The sequence below is a fragment of the Halpernia sp. genome (genome assembly GCF_048269545.1).
GTDB lineage: Bacteria > Bacteroidota > Bacteroidia > Flavobacteriales > Weeksellaceae > Halpernia.
Genome location: NZ_JBLXIJ010000001.1, coordinates 667,806 through 685,203 on the forward strand (window position 1 = coordinate 667,806; position 17,398 = coordinate 685,203).

Annotated in this window: 15 protein-coding genes; all 15 read left to right on the plus strand. The window is 29.0% G+C overall.

What is annotated here, in order from left to right; genetic code table 11:
- Positions 1-44: 44 nt before the first annotated feature.
- The 15 genes from ACN0WB_RS03075 to ACN0WB_RS03145 all read left to right on the plus strand — a co-directional run bounded on the left by ACN0WB_RS03075 (position 45) and on the right by ACN0WB_RS03145 (position 17,301).
- Positions 45-1,598 carry a hypothetical protein gene (locus ACN0WB_RS03075; RefSeq protein ID WP_417428715.1) on the plus strand — a complete coding sequence of 518 codons (1,554 nt, stop codon included), beginning with the start codon at positions 45-47 and terminating at the stop codon, positions 1,596-1,598.
- 78 nt (positions 1,599-1,676) lie between these two features.
- Complete coding sequence (locus ACN0WB_RS03080; RefSeq protein ID WP_417428716.1) at positions 1,677-2,759, plus strand: formimidoylglutamase; 1,083 nt, start codon at positions 1,677-1,679, stop codon at positions 2,757-2,759.
- Between the two features lie 4 nt (positions 2,760-2,763).
- Positions 2,764-3,765 carry a glycosyltransferase family 2 protein gene (locus ACN0WB_RS03085; RefSeq protein ID WP_417428718.1) on the plus strand — a complete coding sequence of 334 codons (1,002 nt, stop codon included), beginning with the start codon at positions 2,764-2,766 and terminating at the stop codon, positions 3,763-3,765.
- 4 nt (positions 3,766-3,769) lie between these two features.
- Positions 3,770-4,897 carry an EpsG family protein gene (locus ACN0WB_RS03090; protein ID WP_417428720.1) on the plus strand — a complete coding sequence of 376 codons (1,128 nt, stop codon included), beginning with the start codon at positions 3,770-3,772 and terminating at the stop codon, positions 4,895-4,897.
- Positions 4,888-6,018, plus strand: coding sequence for a glycosyltransferase family 4 protein (locus ACN0WB_RS03095; protein ID WP_417428722.1), 1,131 nt, complete (start codon positions 4,888-4,890; stop codon positions 6,016-6,018). The genes ACN0WB_RS03090 and ACN0WB_RS03095 overlap by 10 nt, the downstream gene beginning before the upstream one ends.
- 31 nt (positions 6,019-6,049) lie before the next feature.
- Complete coding sequence (locus ACN0WB_RS03100) at positions 6,050-6,895, plus strand: polysaccharide biosynthesis/export family protein (protein WP_417428758.1); 846 nt, start codon at positions 6,050-6,052, stop codon at positions 6,893-6,895.
- Between the two features lie 4 nt (positions 6,896-6,899).
- Complete coding sequence (locus ACN0WB_RS03105; protein WP_417428724.1) at positions 6,900-9,386, plus strand: polysaccharide biosynthesis tyrosine autokinase; 2,487 nt, start codon at positions 6,900-6,902, stop codon at positions 9,384-9,386.
- A 222-nt stretch (positions 9,387-9,608) separates the two neighbouring features.
- Positions 9,609-10,481: a DUF6089 family protein gene (locus ACN0WB_RS03110; RefSeq protein WP_417428726.1), complete on the plus strand. Its 873-nt coding sequence runs from the start codon at positions 9,609-9,611 to the stop codon at positions 10,479-10,481.
- A 4-nt stretch (positions 10,482-10,485) separates the two neighbouring features.
- Positions 10,486-11,235 (plus strand): isoprenyl transferase, encoded by a 750-nt coding sequence (locus ACN0WB_RS03115; protein ID WP_417428728.1) that lies wholly within the window; start codon positions 10,486-10,488, stop codon positions 11,233-11,235.
- Positions 11,236-11,259: 24 nt separating this feature from the next.
- Positions 11,260-13,809, plus strand: coding sequence for an outer membrane protein assembly factor BamA (bamA, locus tag ACN0WB_RS03120; protein WP_417428729.1), 2,550 nt, complete (start codon positions 11,260-11,262; stop codon positions 13,807-13,809).
- A gap of 18 nt (positions 13,810-13,827) precedes the next feature.
- Positions 13,828-14,451 (plus strand): OmpH family outer membrane protein, encoded by a 624-nt coding sequence (locus ACN0WB_RS03125; RefSeq protein WP_417428730.1) that lies wholly within the window; start codon positions 13,828-13,830, stop codon positions 14,449-14,451.
- Between the two features lie 28 nt (positions 14,452-14,479).
- Positions 14,480-14,977, plus strand: a complete 498-nt coding sequence (locus tag ACN0WB_RS03130) for an OmpH family outer membrane protein (RefSeq protein ID WP_417428731.1) — start codon at positions 14,480-14,482, stop codon at positions 14,975-14,977.
- Between the two features lie 95 nt (positions 14,978-15,072).
- Entirely contained in the window at positions 15,073-15,561 is a 489-nt protein-coding gene (locus ACN0WB_RS03135; RefSeq protein ID WP_417428732.1) for an acyl-CoA thioesterase, read from the plus strand.
- A 202-nt stretch (positions 15,562-15,763) separates the two neighbouring features.
- A complete protein-coding gene (rfbD, locus tag ACN0WB_RS03140; protein WP_417428733.1) occupies positions 15,764-16,624 on the plus strand; it encodes a dTDP-4-dehydrorhamnose reductase in 861 nt (286 codons plus the stop codon).
- Positions 16,621-17,301, plus strand: a complete 681-nt coding sequence (locus ACN0WB_RS03145) for a hypothetical protein (protein ID WP_417428734.1) — start codon at positions 16,621-16,623, stop codon at positions 17,299-17,301. Before rfbD ends, ACN0WB_RS03145 begins: the two co-directional genes overlap by 4 nt.
- The last annotated feature ends 97 nt before the right edge of the window (positions 17,302-17,398 follow it).

Genomic DNA, 17,398 nt, shown 5'->3' on the forward strand with positions numbered 1-17,398 from the left:
ATCGTTTAACTTTACAACTTGATAACTTCAAGATTCACAACTTTATGACAAAGAAATTTATCTTTTTTGGAAATGTTTTATTATTGATTGTTTGCTCTTATCATGTCATTTCCACGGTAATTTCTTTTGCTGGAAGTTATATTTATCCTTTAGATGATGCTTATATTCATCTTTCTATGGCAAAGAATTTCGCGCAATTTGGGATTTGGGGAATTACAAAATATGAATTTTCTTCTACCAGTTCTTCTCCCTTTTTTACGCTTTTATTATCTTTATTAATTAAAATTTTCGGCAATTACCAATACATTTCTATTATTTTAAATTCTCTTGTTGCATTATCACTTATAGTTTTGTTACATAGAATTTTAATAAAAGAAAAAACTTTAGTTCATGGTATAATTTTCACGGCAACTATTTGGTTAATGCCGCTTCATACCATGGTTTTGATAGGAATGGAGCACATTTCACACACTTTAACTTTACTACTTTGTTTACTCTTTTTTAAAAAATATTTAGAAAATAATAAAACGAAATATTTTTATTTAATGCTACTTTTTGCATTTGTATCCGTTGGTTTTCGGTTTGAAAGTTTATTTTTCATTTTTTTTATGTGCGTATTTTTATTTTTTTTAAAAAAAGAATATTTTAAAAGTATTATTTTAGGAATAATTGCGGTTTCACCCGTTTTGATTTACGGTCTTATTTCAGTGTCAAAAGGTTCTTTTTTCTTACCAAATTCTCTTATGTTAAAAGGAAATATGAACGATGGAATTTCCGGATTTTTAATGAGAGTTTTAGGAAATGGATATCGCGCAATTTCTATTTTACCTTTCGTGGTGTTACTAATTATTCAATTATTAGCTGAAAAGAAAAGAAATATAAAAATTTTTTTTTCTAAAAATGCATTGCAGATTATAGTATTTCTTGGATTTTGTGTTCATCTTTGTTTTGCGAATTTTGGATGGCTTGAAAGATATGAATCTTATTTATTGGTAATTTTGCTTGTCGCCTGTATTCCTTCCATAAAATGGATTTTTGCTCAGCCAAAAGTAATTTATAAAATTTCTTTTTTTATACTTCTTTTGATACCGCTGAATTTCCGCTTAATTTCTATGCTGAAAAATGAAACTATTGCTTCAAAAAATATTTTTGAGCAACAAGTTCAGATGGCGAGATTTTTAAATAAATATTATAATAACAGCAAAGTTGTTGCAAATGACATCGGTGCAATTTCCTATTTTACAAACATTCATCTTTTGGATACTTACGGTTTAGGCTCTGTAAATGTGGCTAAAATCAGAGAAAAGGATTTTGGAAAGTTTAATAAAAATAATCAATCTCTTAGAAATTTTGTACAAACTTATACCACTTCCGAAAAATATGACATTGCCATTGTTTATGATTCTTGGCTAAAAATGCCTGATAATTTCACGTTTGCTGGAAGTTGGACTATTCAAAATAATTATATTTGTGGAAACCCAAAAGTTTCTTTTTATTCTGTAAATCCTAAAAATTATACAGCTCTTGTTTCTAATTTGCAGAAATTTAAAAAAAAATTACCGAAAACAATAGAAGTGAAAATACTTTCAGATAAATAATTTTAAATTTTTAATTCTTGTTTTGATGGCTTATTTTTTTAAATTTGAAAAGTAAGTTATAATTATTAATACTGAAAAATGAACATAGAAGACTTCATCATTTCGCCACCAAAAATAAAAACGGAAAAATGGCAAATTGGAAATTTTATAAATACTGAAATTATTGAAAACAGCATTGTTTTGCTCTTCGTTTCAGATTTCCGTGGTGCAAAAGGAAGTGGAGAAAGTCAAGATTTTAGAAAAGTTAGAAGCCAATTTTATCGTCTTTCTCATTTAGAATTTGAAACGCCTATTTGTGATTTGGGCGATCTTATTTCCGGAAATTCCACGGAAGATACGCAATATATTTTGCAAGAAATATTATCTCTTTGTCATTATAAAAATGCAATTCCAGTTGTAATTGGAGGAAGTAATGATTTGGCTTTTTCCCTTTTTTCTGCTTTAAATTTTCATCAAAAAAACATTAATTATACGCAAATAAATAGCAAAGTTGAACTTGGAAATGCTGAAGAAGCAATTTCGGAAAAAAATTATTTAACTAAAATTTTAAGTTCAAAGAATTTATCAGTAAAAAATTACCATCATCTGGCTTATCAAAAACATTTAAATCCACAAGAATCTGTAAATCTCATTAAAGAAGTAGAATTTGATATTCTTAGATTAGCTGAAATGATGAATGCAACGGAAAAAGGGGAACCTTTTTTTCGCCGCGCAAATCTAGTTACATTAAACTGTGATGCAGTGGAAAGTTTTGCGGAAAGTTTCTCAATTCGCCCACAAGTAAATGGATTGAACAGACGAGAAATTTGTGCCTATATGCAAGAAATTGGGTTAGGCGAAAATTTAAAATCTGTGGGAATTTTTAATTTTAATTTTGAAGCAGAAAATATTTTGAACCACCAACTTTTAGCTCAAATGATTTGGTACTTGGTTTCTGGTATAGATTTAGAAAAATCTCATCCAAAAGAACGCTTCTTTGAGACTTTTCATGTGATGGTGGATGAAGAAAATTATACTTTTAAAAGAGATACTTTTAAAAATCTTTGGTATTTTGGTCCCGATGAAAAAATAGAAAATTGTTTGCCATGTTCTGCTTTAGATTATCAAACAGCAAAAGAAGGAAAGATGAATGATCGATTATTAAATTTTTTAAATAATTAATAAAATGCCGAAAGTTTCCATTATTGTTCCCGTTTATAACGTAGAAAAATATTTGGAAAAATGTTTGAATTCTTTAGTAAAACAAACTTTAGATGAGGTAGAAATTTTAGTAATCAATGATGGAAGTACAGATTCATCAGAGAAGATTATCGAGCTTTTTCAAAATAAATTTCCTAATAAAATTAAAGCTTTTAAAAAAGAAAATGGTGGATTAAGCGATGCGAGAAATTTTGGTTTAGATAAAGCTACAGGAGATTTTATTGGCTTTGTAGATAGTGATGATTATGCTTCTTTAGAAATGTTCCAAGAAATGTATGATTTAGCTAAAAAATATTCAGCTGAAATGGTCATTTGTAATTTGCAAAAAGTAGATGAAAATGGAATTGTTACACAGAAATTAACCCAAATTCCCAATTTGCCAGAGGTTTTTAATTTAAAAGAAAACTTTTCTGTTTTTCCAGATTTGTCTTATTTTGCTTGTAATAAACTTTTTAAAAAGGAACTTTTTGAAGGAATGCGTTTTAAAAAAAATATGCATTTTGAAGACATAGAACTCATTCCACAATTATTATTAAAAAGTAATATTTTAGCACAAACGCAAGCTTTTCATTATCAATATTTTGAACGTATAGATTCAATAAGTAAAACGCATACAGAAAAAGGTTTGGATATTTTAAAAGCTATTAATCTTGTTGAACAAGCTTTTGAAAAATCACAATATTCTATGCAAATAAAAGAATTAAAAAATTTTAAAATTTTAGAAGGTGTTTATACTTTTTTAGCTTATTCAGCATTTGTGAAAAACGATGAAATTAGCAAAAAGCTCCATTTAGTATATTGTGATTTTGTTAAAAAAAATAATATTGAGTTGTGGGAAATATTGTTTTACAAACGGTTTGGTAAAAATTATCTCTTATCTTTGCCAAAGAATAAAATAATTTATTATTTATTTTATTTTTTTGGTTTGCATAATTGGTTGCGAAAATTTATCAAAAAACACAAATAATTAGGTGCAATTTTTACATCCTGTTTTCACGATAACGATATTAATTTTAATTTGCTATAGCTTTTTAGAAGTTTACGGCCGTGAAATAAAAAACTATAAAAGCGTTTGGATTGTTGTTGTTGTATTAATACTTTTAGCGGGTTTTAGAAAATTTGTAGGTGCAGATTATGGTTCATACCTCAATATGTATAGTTATTTCCCATTTAATGCAACATATTCAGACATTTTCCAGAAAGCATTTTTTCAGCAAAATTCTTTAGAAGTTGAATGGTTATTTGTCTTTTTTAATAATCTGTTTTTCAATTTTGGTTTTCCCTTTTATATTTTTACTTTTTTTGTAGCGATTGTGTCACTTGTGCCGAAATTTTATGTTATAGAAAAGAATGTGGCTTATCCTGCCACTGCTCTTTTGTTATATATTGTTCCAGGTTTTTTCATTGCAGATTGTGGACAGATAAGACAAGGAGTAGGAATGGCTTTGGCTATTTATTCATTTAGATATATAAAAAAACAAAATTTACCCATGTTTTTATTTGTGATGTATTTTGCTTTGGGTTTTCATAAATCAACTGTCATTTTTCTTCCTGCCTATTGGATAGCTAAAGTGCCATTAAATAAGACTAAAATAATCGCTTTAGTACTTTTTTGTATGATATTATCGCCATTTCAGATTTATAATTATTTTAGCGCTTTAAATAGCATTGCTCCACAAGAAATATATCAAGGATTTTCTGATTATGTTGACATTGAAGGTCCTTCAAGTGGAGGAGTGAAATTTTTAGATTTGATAAGTCTTTTGTATTTATTTTTTATAATATTTTTTGATAAAGAAACATGTAAAAAAATTCCTTATTATGAGTATATGAGAAATCTTGGAGTGGCAGGAATTTGTTTATACTTTATAATGAGAGGAAGCCCAATTTTTTCTACAAGATTACCAGGAACATATATGTTTTTTACAGCACTTATACTTCCTAATAATTTAGCTGTTATAGAAAATTTGAGTTATAAAAAGTTTTTACATTTAATTTTGGTTTTATTTGTCATTTTTTATTATTTTGTTTTCGGAAATTATCAAGCTGTAAATGGGAGATTTACACCAGAAAGCTATCAAAATTATCTTTGGGATTAATAATTATGGATAGATTAGAAATTATTTTAAATACTGATAACATTCCTATTTTTTGGGTTAAAGTTTTCTTTGGCTTCGGTTTTTCTTTTTTAATTACTTTTTTATCAATTCCAAGTATTATAAATATTTCTCGTAGAAAAAATTTAATGGATGAACCCGGATCTAGAAGTTCTCATCTTAGAAAAATTTCAAATTTAGGAGGAATTGCAATTATTTTTTCACTTTGTATATGTGCTTCAATATTTGCTTATGAGCTTTTTTCTCAATATAAATTTTTATTTGCTTCATTAATAATATTGCTTTTTGTAGGAGTTTTGGATGATGTGATGATAATGAGGGCTTATAAAAAATTAATTGCACAAATTATAGTCTCGGTTTTAATGGTAGTTGGTTCAGACGTGAGAATAAGAAGTTTGTTTGGTGTTTTTGGTATTTATGAAATGTCATATTATTTCAGTGTTTTTTTTAGTGTTTTAACATTCGTGATACTCATAAATGCATTTAACTTAATAGATGGAATAGATGGTTTAGCGGGAAGTTATTCTGTACTTTGTAGTTTGTTTTTTGGTCTGAGTTATTTTCGTTTAGGTCCCTATAATTATCCATTAGTAATACTTTCCGTGGTAATTGTTGGTTCGGTCTTGGCGTTTTTATACTACAATTTATCAAACTATAGAAATAAAAAAATATTTATGGGAGATACGGGATCTATGGTTTTAGGATTTCTTTTGGCGTTTACCAGTATTTGTTTTATTGATATCTTCATTGATAAAAAAATATCTGATATTCCACATTATCATTTAGAAAGCGCGCCTGTAATTGCTGTTGCTATTTTAATATTACCAATTATCGATACTTTGAATGTCATTTTTATTCGATTAATTAATAGAAAATCACTCATTGTTGCAGATAATAATCATCTTCATCATAAATTACTCAAAATGGGGTACACTCATAGAAGATCTACGGTTTATATTATCTGTTATTATTGTGTTATTGTGCTTTTTGCCTATTTCTTTAGACATCTTGATAATAACTTATTACTTTTTTTAATTGTAAGTTTGGGAGTTTTGGGGGCAATCATTCCTAATATTAAATTAAAACTAAAGAAATCCATTTAATTCATTATTTTTACAATCTTTATATCCAATGATGAAATTTTTAAAAATTTTCTTAATATTATTTACAGCTTTTTTATTCACATCTTGTGTTACAACAAAAGACGTACGTTATTTTCAACCAAGTGAAACTTTGGTAATTAATGAAGAGGGTTTAATTCCTTACAATATACCAGAATATCGTATTACAAAAAATGATATTTTAATATTAAATATTGTCACAACTCCCAAAGGAGATGCTGCCCAATTTTATTCAAATTTATACTCTTCTGGTTCCACAACTACCGGATCTGCGGGAGTGACTGTATCTGGCGGTGGTGGAAATGGTGGAAATGCAAATATTTATTTTAACGGTCTTAAAGTTGAAAGAGATGGGGAAATAAATATTTTTGGAATAGGTTACATAAAAGCTGAAGGAAGAACAATAAAAGAAGTTTCAGATGAAATTCAGCAACGTGTAAACGAAAATTTTTTAGATGGTAAATCTCAAGTAAGGCTTAATACAGATGGTATAAATTACACAATTTTAGGTGATGTAGAAACGGTTGGATTAACGGGCGAAAAGAACGCACATAAAAACACTTTAACTTTAACAGAGGCTCTCGCAGCAAATGGAGGTTTAAATAGGACAGTAGATCGTACGAATATTGAAATACATAGAAAATTACCTGAAGGAATAAAAATTGCAAAAATTGATCTTACAAGACAAGACGCAATGAATTCCCCATATTACTGGGTACAAAATGGTGATGAAATTTTTCTTACAACAAGAGCGAAAAACTTAAACGGATTAGGTAAAGATCCTATACAAACTCTTTCTACTGGTGTAAGTGTAATTACAACTGCACTTTCAATATATTTAATTCTATCTAGATTATAATCTTATGATTCCAGAACAAACAGAAGGAAATATTCTCGCGAAAGAAAAAATAGGAACTTTTGCGTTTTTTGATATTGAACATTTTCTAAGAAAGGTTCTAAAAAATTGGTATTGGTTTGTCTTAATGTTCATACTGGGTTATGCAATATCTTTTATGTATGCTAAATATTATGCACAAAGAATTTACGCTTCAGATCTTTCTTTAAGTATTTCAAATAGTACAGCAAGTTATTTTACTCCAAACCAATCTATTAATTTTATTTGGGGTCAAAGTGGAAACCAAGATGGTATTTTCTTAAAAAAATTATTACTTTCTAGAACGCATAATGAGTATTTGGTAAAGAAATTAGATTTATATTCTAATTACTCTACAAAAGGTACAATAAAAGAAACTTATTTAGATAAGAATGATTCTCCGGTATTTTTAGAAATAGATAAAAATCATTTACAACAAGTTAATTATCCCATAACACTTATTCCCAAAAAAGGTGGAAAATATGAAGTAATATTGCCCGATGATGGAGAATCTACCTATTTATATACCTATGTTGGAGAAGGTTTTCAAGTTGTTTCACCATATTCTCGACCAAAAAATAAAATTATTAGGGTAAATGAGTGGTACACTTCACCAAATTTACGCTTTAAGCTTGTTCGAAATCCTGAAAATACACCTATCGGACTTGATAATATAATTATATCGCTATCTACAATTAATGATGCCGTTAATTCAATCATTAGAAGCATAGATGTAAGTTTTGATAAAGAAATTTCTACAATAATGATTATATCCAAGAAGGGTTATAATTTAAATGGAACAGTTAATTTTCTTAATATGTCCGTTGAAGAACTTAAGAAAAAAAGACTTTTAGACCAAAATCAATTAGATCAAAATACTGCTATTTATATTAAAGAAACTTTAGGAAAAATCAGAAAGAAATTAGATTCAAGTGCAGAGAAATTAAATAATTTAAAGATAAACGAAGGACTTTATGATATTTCAAATAGAGATGAAAAACAACTTAAAGAAATAAATGACTTAGAAAAAACAAAGGCAGAATTAATTTTAAAGATAAATTCACTAAATACGATTCGGAATTCTGTTGCATCATCTAATTTAGAGAACTTAATTAGTTTAAGTGCAGCAGGAATTGAAGATGGCTTATTCACAGCTACAGTTTCTGAGTTAAAAGCGCTGTATGCAAAAAGGAGAGAATTAGCAACAATTTATCAACCGAATTCTGAGCCAATGCGAGAAATAAATCGCCTTATCGATGAATCTAGAGGAAAATCTGTGGGCAGCTTAAGAAAATATTCATCCGTTTTTGCCGATCAATTACAAGATATTAATTCTAATATTTCAAATGCTGAAAGTGATTTAGCTTCATATCCAGAAAAACAAAGGAAATATTTAGACGTACAACGCGGTTATAATATGATTGAAGCAAGTTATAATGCTTTACTTACAAAGCAAAATGAAACTTCTATTAGAGTTGCAAGTAATAAATCTGACATTAGTATAATTGATCCTGCGAAAAACTTAGGGCAGGCTCCTATTGCTCCAAATATTCCGCGTGCAAAATCATTAATAATAGGAGGACTTTTGATAATTCCACTCTTTTTAATATTACTCAGAGAATTATTAGATAATAAAATACGGAATGTAAAAGAATTAGTTCGTGTCACTAAATTACCACTTCTAGGCGTAATTGGAAATAATACAAATGATACAAACTTAACCGTTTTAGAACATCCAAAATCTTCAATTTCTGAAGCTTTTAGAGGTATTCGTGCAAACTTAAGATTTTTACATAAACAAGATGGCGGTAGTAAAGTAATTTTAGTTACTTCTTCAGTGGGAGGTGAAGGAAAAACATATATTTCTATAAATATTGCTTCGGTTTTAGGTTTGAGTGGTAAAAAGACCATCTTGTTAGGAATGGATTTGCGTAAGCCAAAAATCTTTGGAGACTTTGCGATAGATAATAAATATGGAATTTCTAATTATCTTACTGGTGAAGTTGAAATGGAGCAAATTATTAATAAAACAAGGATTACAGGTTTAGATGTTGCTACGTCTGGTCCCATCCCACCAAATCCTTCAGAATTATTAATGAGTGATAGAAATATTAATTTTATTACTGAACTGAAAAAATCCTATGATTTTATTATTATAGATTCTCCACCAGTAGGTTTAGTTGCAGATTCTTTCGAATTAATGAAGCATACAGATGCGAATGTATATGTTGTTCGTCATGAATATACAGAAAAATATATGATGAAAATGATAATGGACAAGAATAGAAGTGAAGAAATAAAACACATTGGATTAGTTTATAATGATTACTACGTGAAACAAGGTTATGGATACGGATATGGTTATGGATACGGATATGGATACGGATATGGATATTTTGAAGAAGATAAAAACTATGTTGAACCACGTCTGGTTAAAATCTTTAACAAATTGAGAAGTCTGTTCAGTAGAAACTAGATTTCCAATTTTTTATCTCTTATATTATTTCTTAGAATTCAAATTAGAATAAAAAGTTTTTATTTCCGTTTTATTATAAAAAATTTATACTTATTTGAGTTTTTTTAACGAAAAATTAAGAAGCTTCTTAAGACAAAATTGTTTTATATTTGCACAAATTATTTTTAAAATAGTGAAGTAATTCAAAACTATTGAATGAATTTAAAATTTTTATTTTCTTTTTTGATTGTTATTCTCCTGAGTTTTATGATGAAAGCACAGCGACACGAAATTGGTTATCAATTTGGCATGAGTAACCTTATAGGAGACATTGGTAATACTTCTTATGTTTTGCAACACCCCATATATCATAAATTTGAAAAAAGAAGACTTTCTTGGTATGCAGGGATTTTATATCGTATGAATTTTAATCCTTATCAAACATTGCGTTTTAATATTGGAGTGAGCCATGTAGAGTTTGATGACAGTTACGCTAAAGAAAATTACAGAAGATTTAGAAAACTTTTAGGGAGTAATACTATATATGAATCAGATGTAATTTTTGAGTATAATTTATTTCCTGTTAATGATGAACAAAAAAGTCTTCTAAGTCCCTATATTTTTGGTGGAATTGGCGGTATGATAACAAATATTATGCAAGCCACTATAAATCATGATTTTAATAGAGATATAAATGGAAATATTATAAATGGTGGACCAACTTCACCTGCTGATTTTGTAACAAACGAAACATATTATGGAACCCAGCAAATAACAATGTCAATTCCTTTTGGTGTTGGCTTAAAATATAAGTTTAATTACAATTGGGCGCTTTTTGGAGAATTTATGTTCAGACCAACATTTTCTGATGCTTTAGATTATAGCACAATAAGTGATAAAAATATAAAAGTTATTTACAATAAAGATATATTAGATCCTAGTGGAAAAAAATCTTTATTACAAACAGATCCTTATTTAAACGTTGCAAAACAAAGAGAAGCAGATTTTATTAAAAACAGAGAAGTAGGCAATATTAATTCTAAAGATTGGATAAACAGTATCACGATTGGTATTTCTTATTCTTTCGGAAGACCACCTTGTTATTGTGAACAATAAGAGTATGATTTCTGTAAAAGACCAAATAAATCTGGAAAAAATTCCGCAGCATATTGCTATCATAATGGATGGCAACGGAAGATGGGCAAAAAGCCGAGGTGAAGAACGCACATTTGGACATAAAAATGCAATAAATGCTGTTAGAGATGCACTTAGAGCATGTAATGACATTCATATTCCATATCTTACGCTTTATACTTTTTCTTCAGAAAATTGGAATAGACCAAATGATGAAGTCAATACTTTAATGAATTTACTTTCTGAAACATTACTTTTAGAAGCAGAAGAAATCCATGAAAAAGGTATAAGAATGCACGTAATTGGAGAAATAGATTTACTTCCAACCTTAGTAAAAGATCAACTTCAAAGTCTTCTAGAAATTACAAAAAATAACACAAAAGGAAATCTTATTTTGGCACTCAGTTACGGCTCTCATAAAGAAATATTGAATGCAGTAAAAGAAATTAGCCAAGATGTAAAAGAAGGAAAATTACAAATAGAAGACATCACAGAAGAATGTTTTGAAAACCATCTTTACACAAAAAATTTTCCGCCTGTAGATTTATTAATAAGAACCAGTGGCGAAGTTAGAATTAGTAATTTTTTACTCTGGCAAATTGCATATGCAGAATTACAATTCTTAGATGTACTTTGGCCAGATTTCACAAAAGAGCATCTCTTTCAATGTGTTTTAGATTACCAATGCAAGGAAAGAAGATACGGCAAAACAAGCGATCAGCTTAACATTAATTAAATAAAAGTTTTAGGATAAAATATAATGAAGTTTAAATTATTACCAATTATCATGTTTGTGGTTTCTGCCCATTTTTATGGACAAGTTACACCGCAGGAAAAGCCAGACGCAAATCCGGTGAATGCAGAAAGTACAAAAGGAACTTACGTCCTAAAAGACATTATCGTAGATGGTGTTAAAAAATATTCTGCAGATCAAATTCTTAGATTTACTGGGTTAATGAAAGGTGAAAGCGTAGATATTCCTGGTCAAAAAATCAGTAATGCCATAAAAAAACTTTGGGAAACGGATAATTTCTCCGAAGTAGAAGTGTATGTACAAAGCGTAGAAGGAGATAATGTAGTTCTTAGATTCAATCTTCAAGATTTAAAAGAATTAGGTGAAGTAAAATTCACCGGGAAAGGAGTGGGTAAATCTAAAAGTGAAAAACTGGCAAAAGATAATAATCTAAAACCAGGAACAAAAATTACTCAAAATTTAATTTCCAATTTAAAAACAAACATTCCGAAAGACTATATTAAAAAAGGTTTTCCAGACGCGAATGTTACTATTGAAGATAAAGTAAATGCAAAAGATCCTAATTTAATAGATTGGACAATTAATATAGATAAAGGCAAAAGAATTAAAATTGATCATATAGAATTTGAAGGGAATACTGTAGTTTCTGATAGAAAATTGCGTAATAAAGCTTTCAAAGACACCAAACAAAGAAGATTTAGTATTGGAGGAATTTTAAAACCATCTAAATTTATTGAAAGTAAATATGAAGATGACAAAGAAAATTTAATTAATTATTACAATTCTCTTGGTTTTAGAGATGCAAAAATTGTTTCGGATTCAGTTTACAGAAACAAGCGCAATAATTATATGATTGATGTAAAACTTAGTGAAGGTAAAAAATATTACATCGGCGATATTTCTTTTCTTGGAAACACCACTTTTTCTACAGATTTCTTACAAAGAGTTTTAGGATATAAAACTGGCGATATCTATGATGCAGTTGGTTTTAATAAAAAAGTGGGTTTAGACGGCGGTAAAGAAGATGATTCTGATATCAAATCCGTTTATATGAATAGTGGATTCCTTTTCTCCACTGTGACACCAATTGAAAAAGCAGTTAAAGGAGATTCCATTAATCTTGAAATTAGAATTAACGAAGGCGAAAAAGCAACTTGGAATCGGGTAACTTGGAGTGGAAATACTACCACACATGATCATGTTATTCTACGTGCTTTACGTACAAAACCAGGTAATTTATTTGCAAAAACAGACATCAAAAGAACCTATTTTGATTTAGCTTCGATGACGTTTTTTGATCCACAACAAATCGGACAAGACATTCAACCGCATCCAGAAGACAATACTGTAGATTTACATTGGAAATTAGTAGAAAAAGGATCGTCACAAGTTCAACTACAAGCCGGTTATGGTGGGAATTCATTCATCGGAACTTTAGGTTTAACTTTTAATAATTTCTCATTAAGAAACTTTTTAAAATTTAAAGACTTCAAACCAATTCCACAAGGTGATGGTCAAACATTATCAATTCAAGCACAAGCTGGACAATATTTCCAAAACTATGGTTTGTCATTTACAGAACCTTGGTTATTTGGTACAAAACCTACTGCATTATCTGTAAGTTTTAACCAATCTTTAGTAAATTATGGTCCGTCTTTAAGCCCCACAAATGTGGTAGAAGATCAAAAATTAAGTATTTTTTCTGCAAGTGTTGGTTTAAATAGACTCTTGCAATGGCCGGATAATTATTTCTCACTTTACACGGGGATTCAATATCAAAATTATACTTTCAGCAATTATCCTTTTCAATTTGGAAATACAACAGAAAGTTATGGAGAAGCTAATAACTTTAGTTTTAATGTTGGACTTAGTAGAAATTCGGCAGGAGTAGATCCTATTTTCCCCACACAAGGTTCAAATGTAGAAGCGACAGTAAAATTTACGCCACCTTATTCCTTATTCAGCAATAGAGATTATGATAAAGAAACACCAAGCCAGAAATATAAATTGCTAGAATTTTATAAAGTAAAATTAAAAGCAGATATTTATAATACTTTAGTAGGTAAATTAGTTTTAAGAAGTTCTGCAGAAATGGGCTTTTTAGACGGTTATAACAAAAAACTTGGTGCACCGCCATTTGAAAGATTTTATTTAGGTGGAACTGGTTTATTTGGTGGAAGATACGATGGTAGAGAATTAGTTCCTTTACGTGGTTACGAAAATTCTTCTTCTGCAGGAGGAGAGCCAGATGATGTAACACCTTATGGAGGAGCAACAATTTATAACAGATTCTCGTTAGAATTGCGTTATCCAATTTCAATGAATCAAACAGCAAAAATATATGCGCTCACTTTCTTAGAAGGAGGAAATGCGTGGAATAGTTTTGGCTCTTATAATCCTTTCCAGCTAAAAAGATCGGCAGGAGTTGGAATTAGAGTATATATGGGAGCATTTGGTTTAATTGGATTTGATTTTGCTTATGGATTTGATAAAACTTTAGGAAATACAGAACCTTCTGGTTGGAAAACACATTTCTTAATGAATCAAAGTTTATAATTATTAAATTATGAAATAATGAAGCATTTTAAATATTTCGGCGTCTTTTTTTTATTAATTAGTATTTTTGCAAATGCTCAGAAAATTGGCGTTGTAGATACCAATTATATCTTAGAAAAATTGCCACAATACAAAGAAGCAGAATCTCGCTTGAATGCACAAATTTCTTCTTGGCAAGCTGAAATCCAAAATATGCAAGTAGATTTTGATAAAAAAAGTGCTGCTTTTGAAAATGAAAAAGTCCTTCTAGTTGGAGAACAATTAAAAACAAGACAAAAGGAAATTGATGATTTAGGAAAAAAAATAAAAAATTTGCTAAATTCACGTTTTGGAACAATGGGTGAAATTAATAGTTCTCGCGCAAATCTTACAAAACCTTTTCAAGATCAAATATGGAATGCTATTAAAACCGTAGCAGAAAAAAACAGTTTGGGTATAGTTCTTGATAAAAGCAATAACATAAGTGTTATTTTTCTAGAAAAAAGATATGATTATACAGATAAAGTTTTAGATTTGCTGTTGAAAAATCAAATGCAACCAAACCAAAGCAGTAATATTCAAGAAAAAGAAGAGAAAAAAAACATGAAATCTCCGGGTATTAAAAGACCACGAGGAAATCAAAAACAAGAAATAAACCAATAAACAATTTTAAAATTATTATAGTTCGATTATGAAAAAATTAAGTGTATTATTTGCAGCCGTTGTGATGCTTTTAAGTGTAGGCGTAAAAGCCCAGAAAATAGCTTCTTTAGATGTAGCAGGTATTTTGAATTTAATGCCAGAAAAGAAAAAAGCAGATGAGCAATTAGATGCTTTTTCCAAAGCAAAACAAGAGGAATTAAAAAAAGCCGCCGCGCCAACTCAAGCGATATTCGAAAAATATCAAAAAGAAGCACCTACTCAAACTGCCGAAGTAAATCAAAAACGAGATGCAGAATTGCAAAAATTACAAGCAGATTTACAAGCAAAATCAGAAGCAGCTCGTAAAGAAGTTGCAGATAAAACTGATGCAGCTTACGCACCAATTGAAGCAAAATTTAATGCTGCAATTGCTAAAGTTGCTAAAGAAAATGGATGGGATTTCATCTTTGACGCAAACAATCCAAGTTTAATATATAAAGGAGGTCCAGATGCGACAGCTTTGGTAAAAAAAGAATTGGGACTTTAAAATCTTAATTTCTAAAAAATCTAAACCACTTCTAAGGAGGTGGTTTTTTTTATTATTTTAAAACTTTTTATATAATCAATCGTACTTTTGTACCAATGGAAAAAGAAATATCAACCAAAGTTAAAATCCGTTTTAGCGATTGTGATCCAATCGGCCACTTAAACAACGTTAAATATTTAGAATACATGTTTAACGCTAGAGAAGATCATGTAGAAGATTTTTACGGATTTACTTACGAAGCGTGGACAAAAAAAACAGGCTGCACTTGGATTACTATTCAAAATGAAATAGCATATTTAAAAGAAGTGCGCTACAATCAGAAAGTGGTCATAAGTAGTAAAACAGTTTCTATTTCAGATAGAACTTCTACCATAGAAATTTTGATGAAAAGTGAAGATGAAAAGATAATACACGCCGTTTTGTGGGTGCAAGTTATTTATTTTAATATGAAAACTCGGCAATCCGAAATCCAACCAGAAGAAGTAAAAGAATTATTTTTAAAATATAAAGTAGATCTTCCGGAGCCAGATTTTGCGAGTAGAGTAAAACATTTCCGCAAACAGAATAAAATTAGAAATAATTAATGTAGATTTTATTTGAGCAGCTATTTCCGCCTTCCGCTCTCAATCTTTTTGTACCGCTTTGCATCACAAAAAAGATTTTCGCTCAAACCTAACGAAGTGGTTCGATGATTCAAATAAAAAAATAAAAAATTTTTCATCAAGTTGGGCTGCATAAGATTCTCTGCTTTATAAAATAAAATTAGTAAACAAATTGAAATTATAAATGAAAAAAATATTAGTAACTGGTGGAAACGGACAACTCGGACAATGTTTTCAAAAACTCGCATCAGATTTCCCGCAATTTGAATTTGTTTTTGCAGATTCTGAAACTTTAGATATTACAGATGAAGTTCAAGTTCAGGATTTCTTGCAAGATTTTAAACCCAATTTTTGCATTAATGCAGCCGCTTATACAGCGGTAGATTTAGCTGAAAATGAAAAAGAAAAAGCTTTTGAAATTAATGCAGTTGCGGTTTCTCATTTGGCAAAAGCTTGCGCAGAAATTAATTCAATTTTAATTCAAATTTCCACAGATTACGTTTTTGATGGTGAAACCAATCTTTGTTACGATGAAGAAGATTTTACAAATCCACAAGGAATTTATGGTTTATCCAAAAGAGACGGCGAAATTCTCGCTTTAGAAGAAAATCCCAAAACTGTCGTTATCCGAACTTCTTGGTTGTATTCTGAGTTTAATAAAAACTTTATGAAAACAATGCTCAATTTATTTCCGCAAAAAGAAGAAATGAATATTGTAAATGATCAGTTTGGTCAACCAACAAATGCGAATGATTTGGCGGAGGCGGTTATGAAAATAATTACTTCAGAAAAATTGATTCCAGGAATTTTTCATTTTTCAAATTATCCTGAAACAACTTGGTTTCATTTTGCACAAAAAATTGCAGATTTATCTAAAAGTAACATTAAATTAAATCCTATTACAACTGCAGAATTTCCTACGTCTGCAAAACGTCCCGTTCGAAGCACTATGTGTTTAGATAAAATTGAAAAAACCTATAATGTAGAATTACAAAATTGGGAAAATAGTTTGGAAAATTGTATTGATAATTATTTAGCTAAATGAGAACTACTATAAAAATTTTCGCCATTCTTTTTATAAATTTTACATTTGGTCAAAATGTAATTTTAAGTAAAGTAGAAAAAACTGCGAATAATAAAGATAAATTTTTTTATAAAATTAATCCCGATTTTGTAAAATCCCAATATTTGGGAGAAATAGAAGTTCAAGGTTTTTCTAATAATGATGTTGCAGTTTTTGATTTAATATATAAGAAGGCAAAATTAATTGGCGCAAATGCGTTCACTTATAAACCATTTAATTCAATTGACGGGAAATCTGTAGAAATAGATTCTTCCCATTATTTATTGAGTTTATATGAAGTAGAAAAAGAGGATTTTCCAGATCAAACGAATTTACTTTATGTAATTTCCTCTTCAAAAAAAAATCAGAAAATTAGTATTAATAATAAATTGGTAGAATTACCATCTCGCTCTTTTGTCTTAAAAAAACTTTTACCAGGTGAGATTTCTACTATTTCTACCCGAAAATTTTTGGGATCATCTGTAAAAGTGATGTATAATAAATATGAAAACGGACAATTTTTTCAAATATCACCTTTTAAAGTTAATTCAAATTCTTATGGAAAGGCGGGAATTAATATAAAATCTGGTGATATTTTAAAACTGGAAAAGTCTTATGGTGATTTTTTAACAACAATATATAAGGAAGTTTCACAATAAATTTGAAATATTAATTCCATTTAGAAAACCAAAAATCCATTTTTAAGTGGATTTTTTCTTTTTTATTTTTCTAATATCAAATGTCTTTTAAAAATAT

Bases quoted from the DNA above. Each gene is read 5' to 3' on its own strand.
- ACN0WB_RS03125 (WP_417428730.1), top strand. From the start codon at position 13,828: ATGAAGCATTTTAAATATTTCGGCGTCTTTTTTTTATTAATTAGTATT.
- ACN0WB_RS03080 (WP_417428716.1), top strand. From the start codon at position 1,677: ATGAACATAGAAGACTTCATCATTTCGCCACCAAAAATAAAAACGGAA.
- ACN0WB_RS03145 (WP_417428734.1), top strand. From the start codon at position 16,621: ATGAGAACTACTATAAAAATTTTCGCCATTCTTTTTATAAATTTTACA.
- bamA (WP_417428729.1), top strand. From the start codon at position 11,260: ATGAAGTTTAAATTATTACCAATTATCATGTTTGTGGTTTCTGCCCAT.
- ACN0WB_RS03105 (WP_417428724.1), top strand. From the start codon at position 6,900: ATGATTCCAGAACAAACAGAAGGAAATATTCTCGCGAAAGAAAAAATA.
- ACN0WB_RS03135 (WP_417428732.1), top strand. From the start codon at position 15,073: ATGGAAAAAGAAATATCAACCAAAGTTAAAATCCGTTTTAGCGATTGT.
- ACN0WB_RS03075 (WP_417428715.1), top strand. From the start codon at position 45: ATGACAAAGAAATTTATCTTTTTTGGAAATGTTTTATTATTGATTGTT.
- ACN0WB_RS03115 (WP_417428728.1), top strand. From the start codon at position 10,486: ATGATTTCTGTAAAAGACCAAATAAATCTGGAAAAAATTCCGCAGCAT.
- ACN0WB_RS03100 (WP_417428758.1), top strand. From the start codon at position 6,050: ATGAAATTTTTAAAAATTTTCTTAATATTATTTACAGCTTTTTTATTC.
- ACN0WB_RS03085 (WP_417428718.1), top strand. From the start codon at position 2,764: ATGCCGAAAGTTTCCATTATTGTTCCCGTTTATAACGTAGAAAAATAT.
- rfbD (WP_417428733.1), top strand. From the start codon at position 15,764: ATGAAAAAAATATTAGTAACTGGTGGAAACGGACAACTCGGACAATGT.
- ACN0WB_RS03130 (WP_417428731.1), top strand. From the start codon at position 14,480: ATGAAAAAATTAAGTGTATTATTTGCAGCCGTTGTGATGCTTTTAAGT.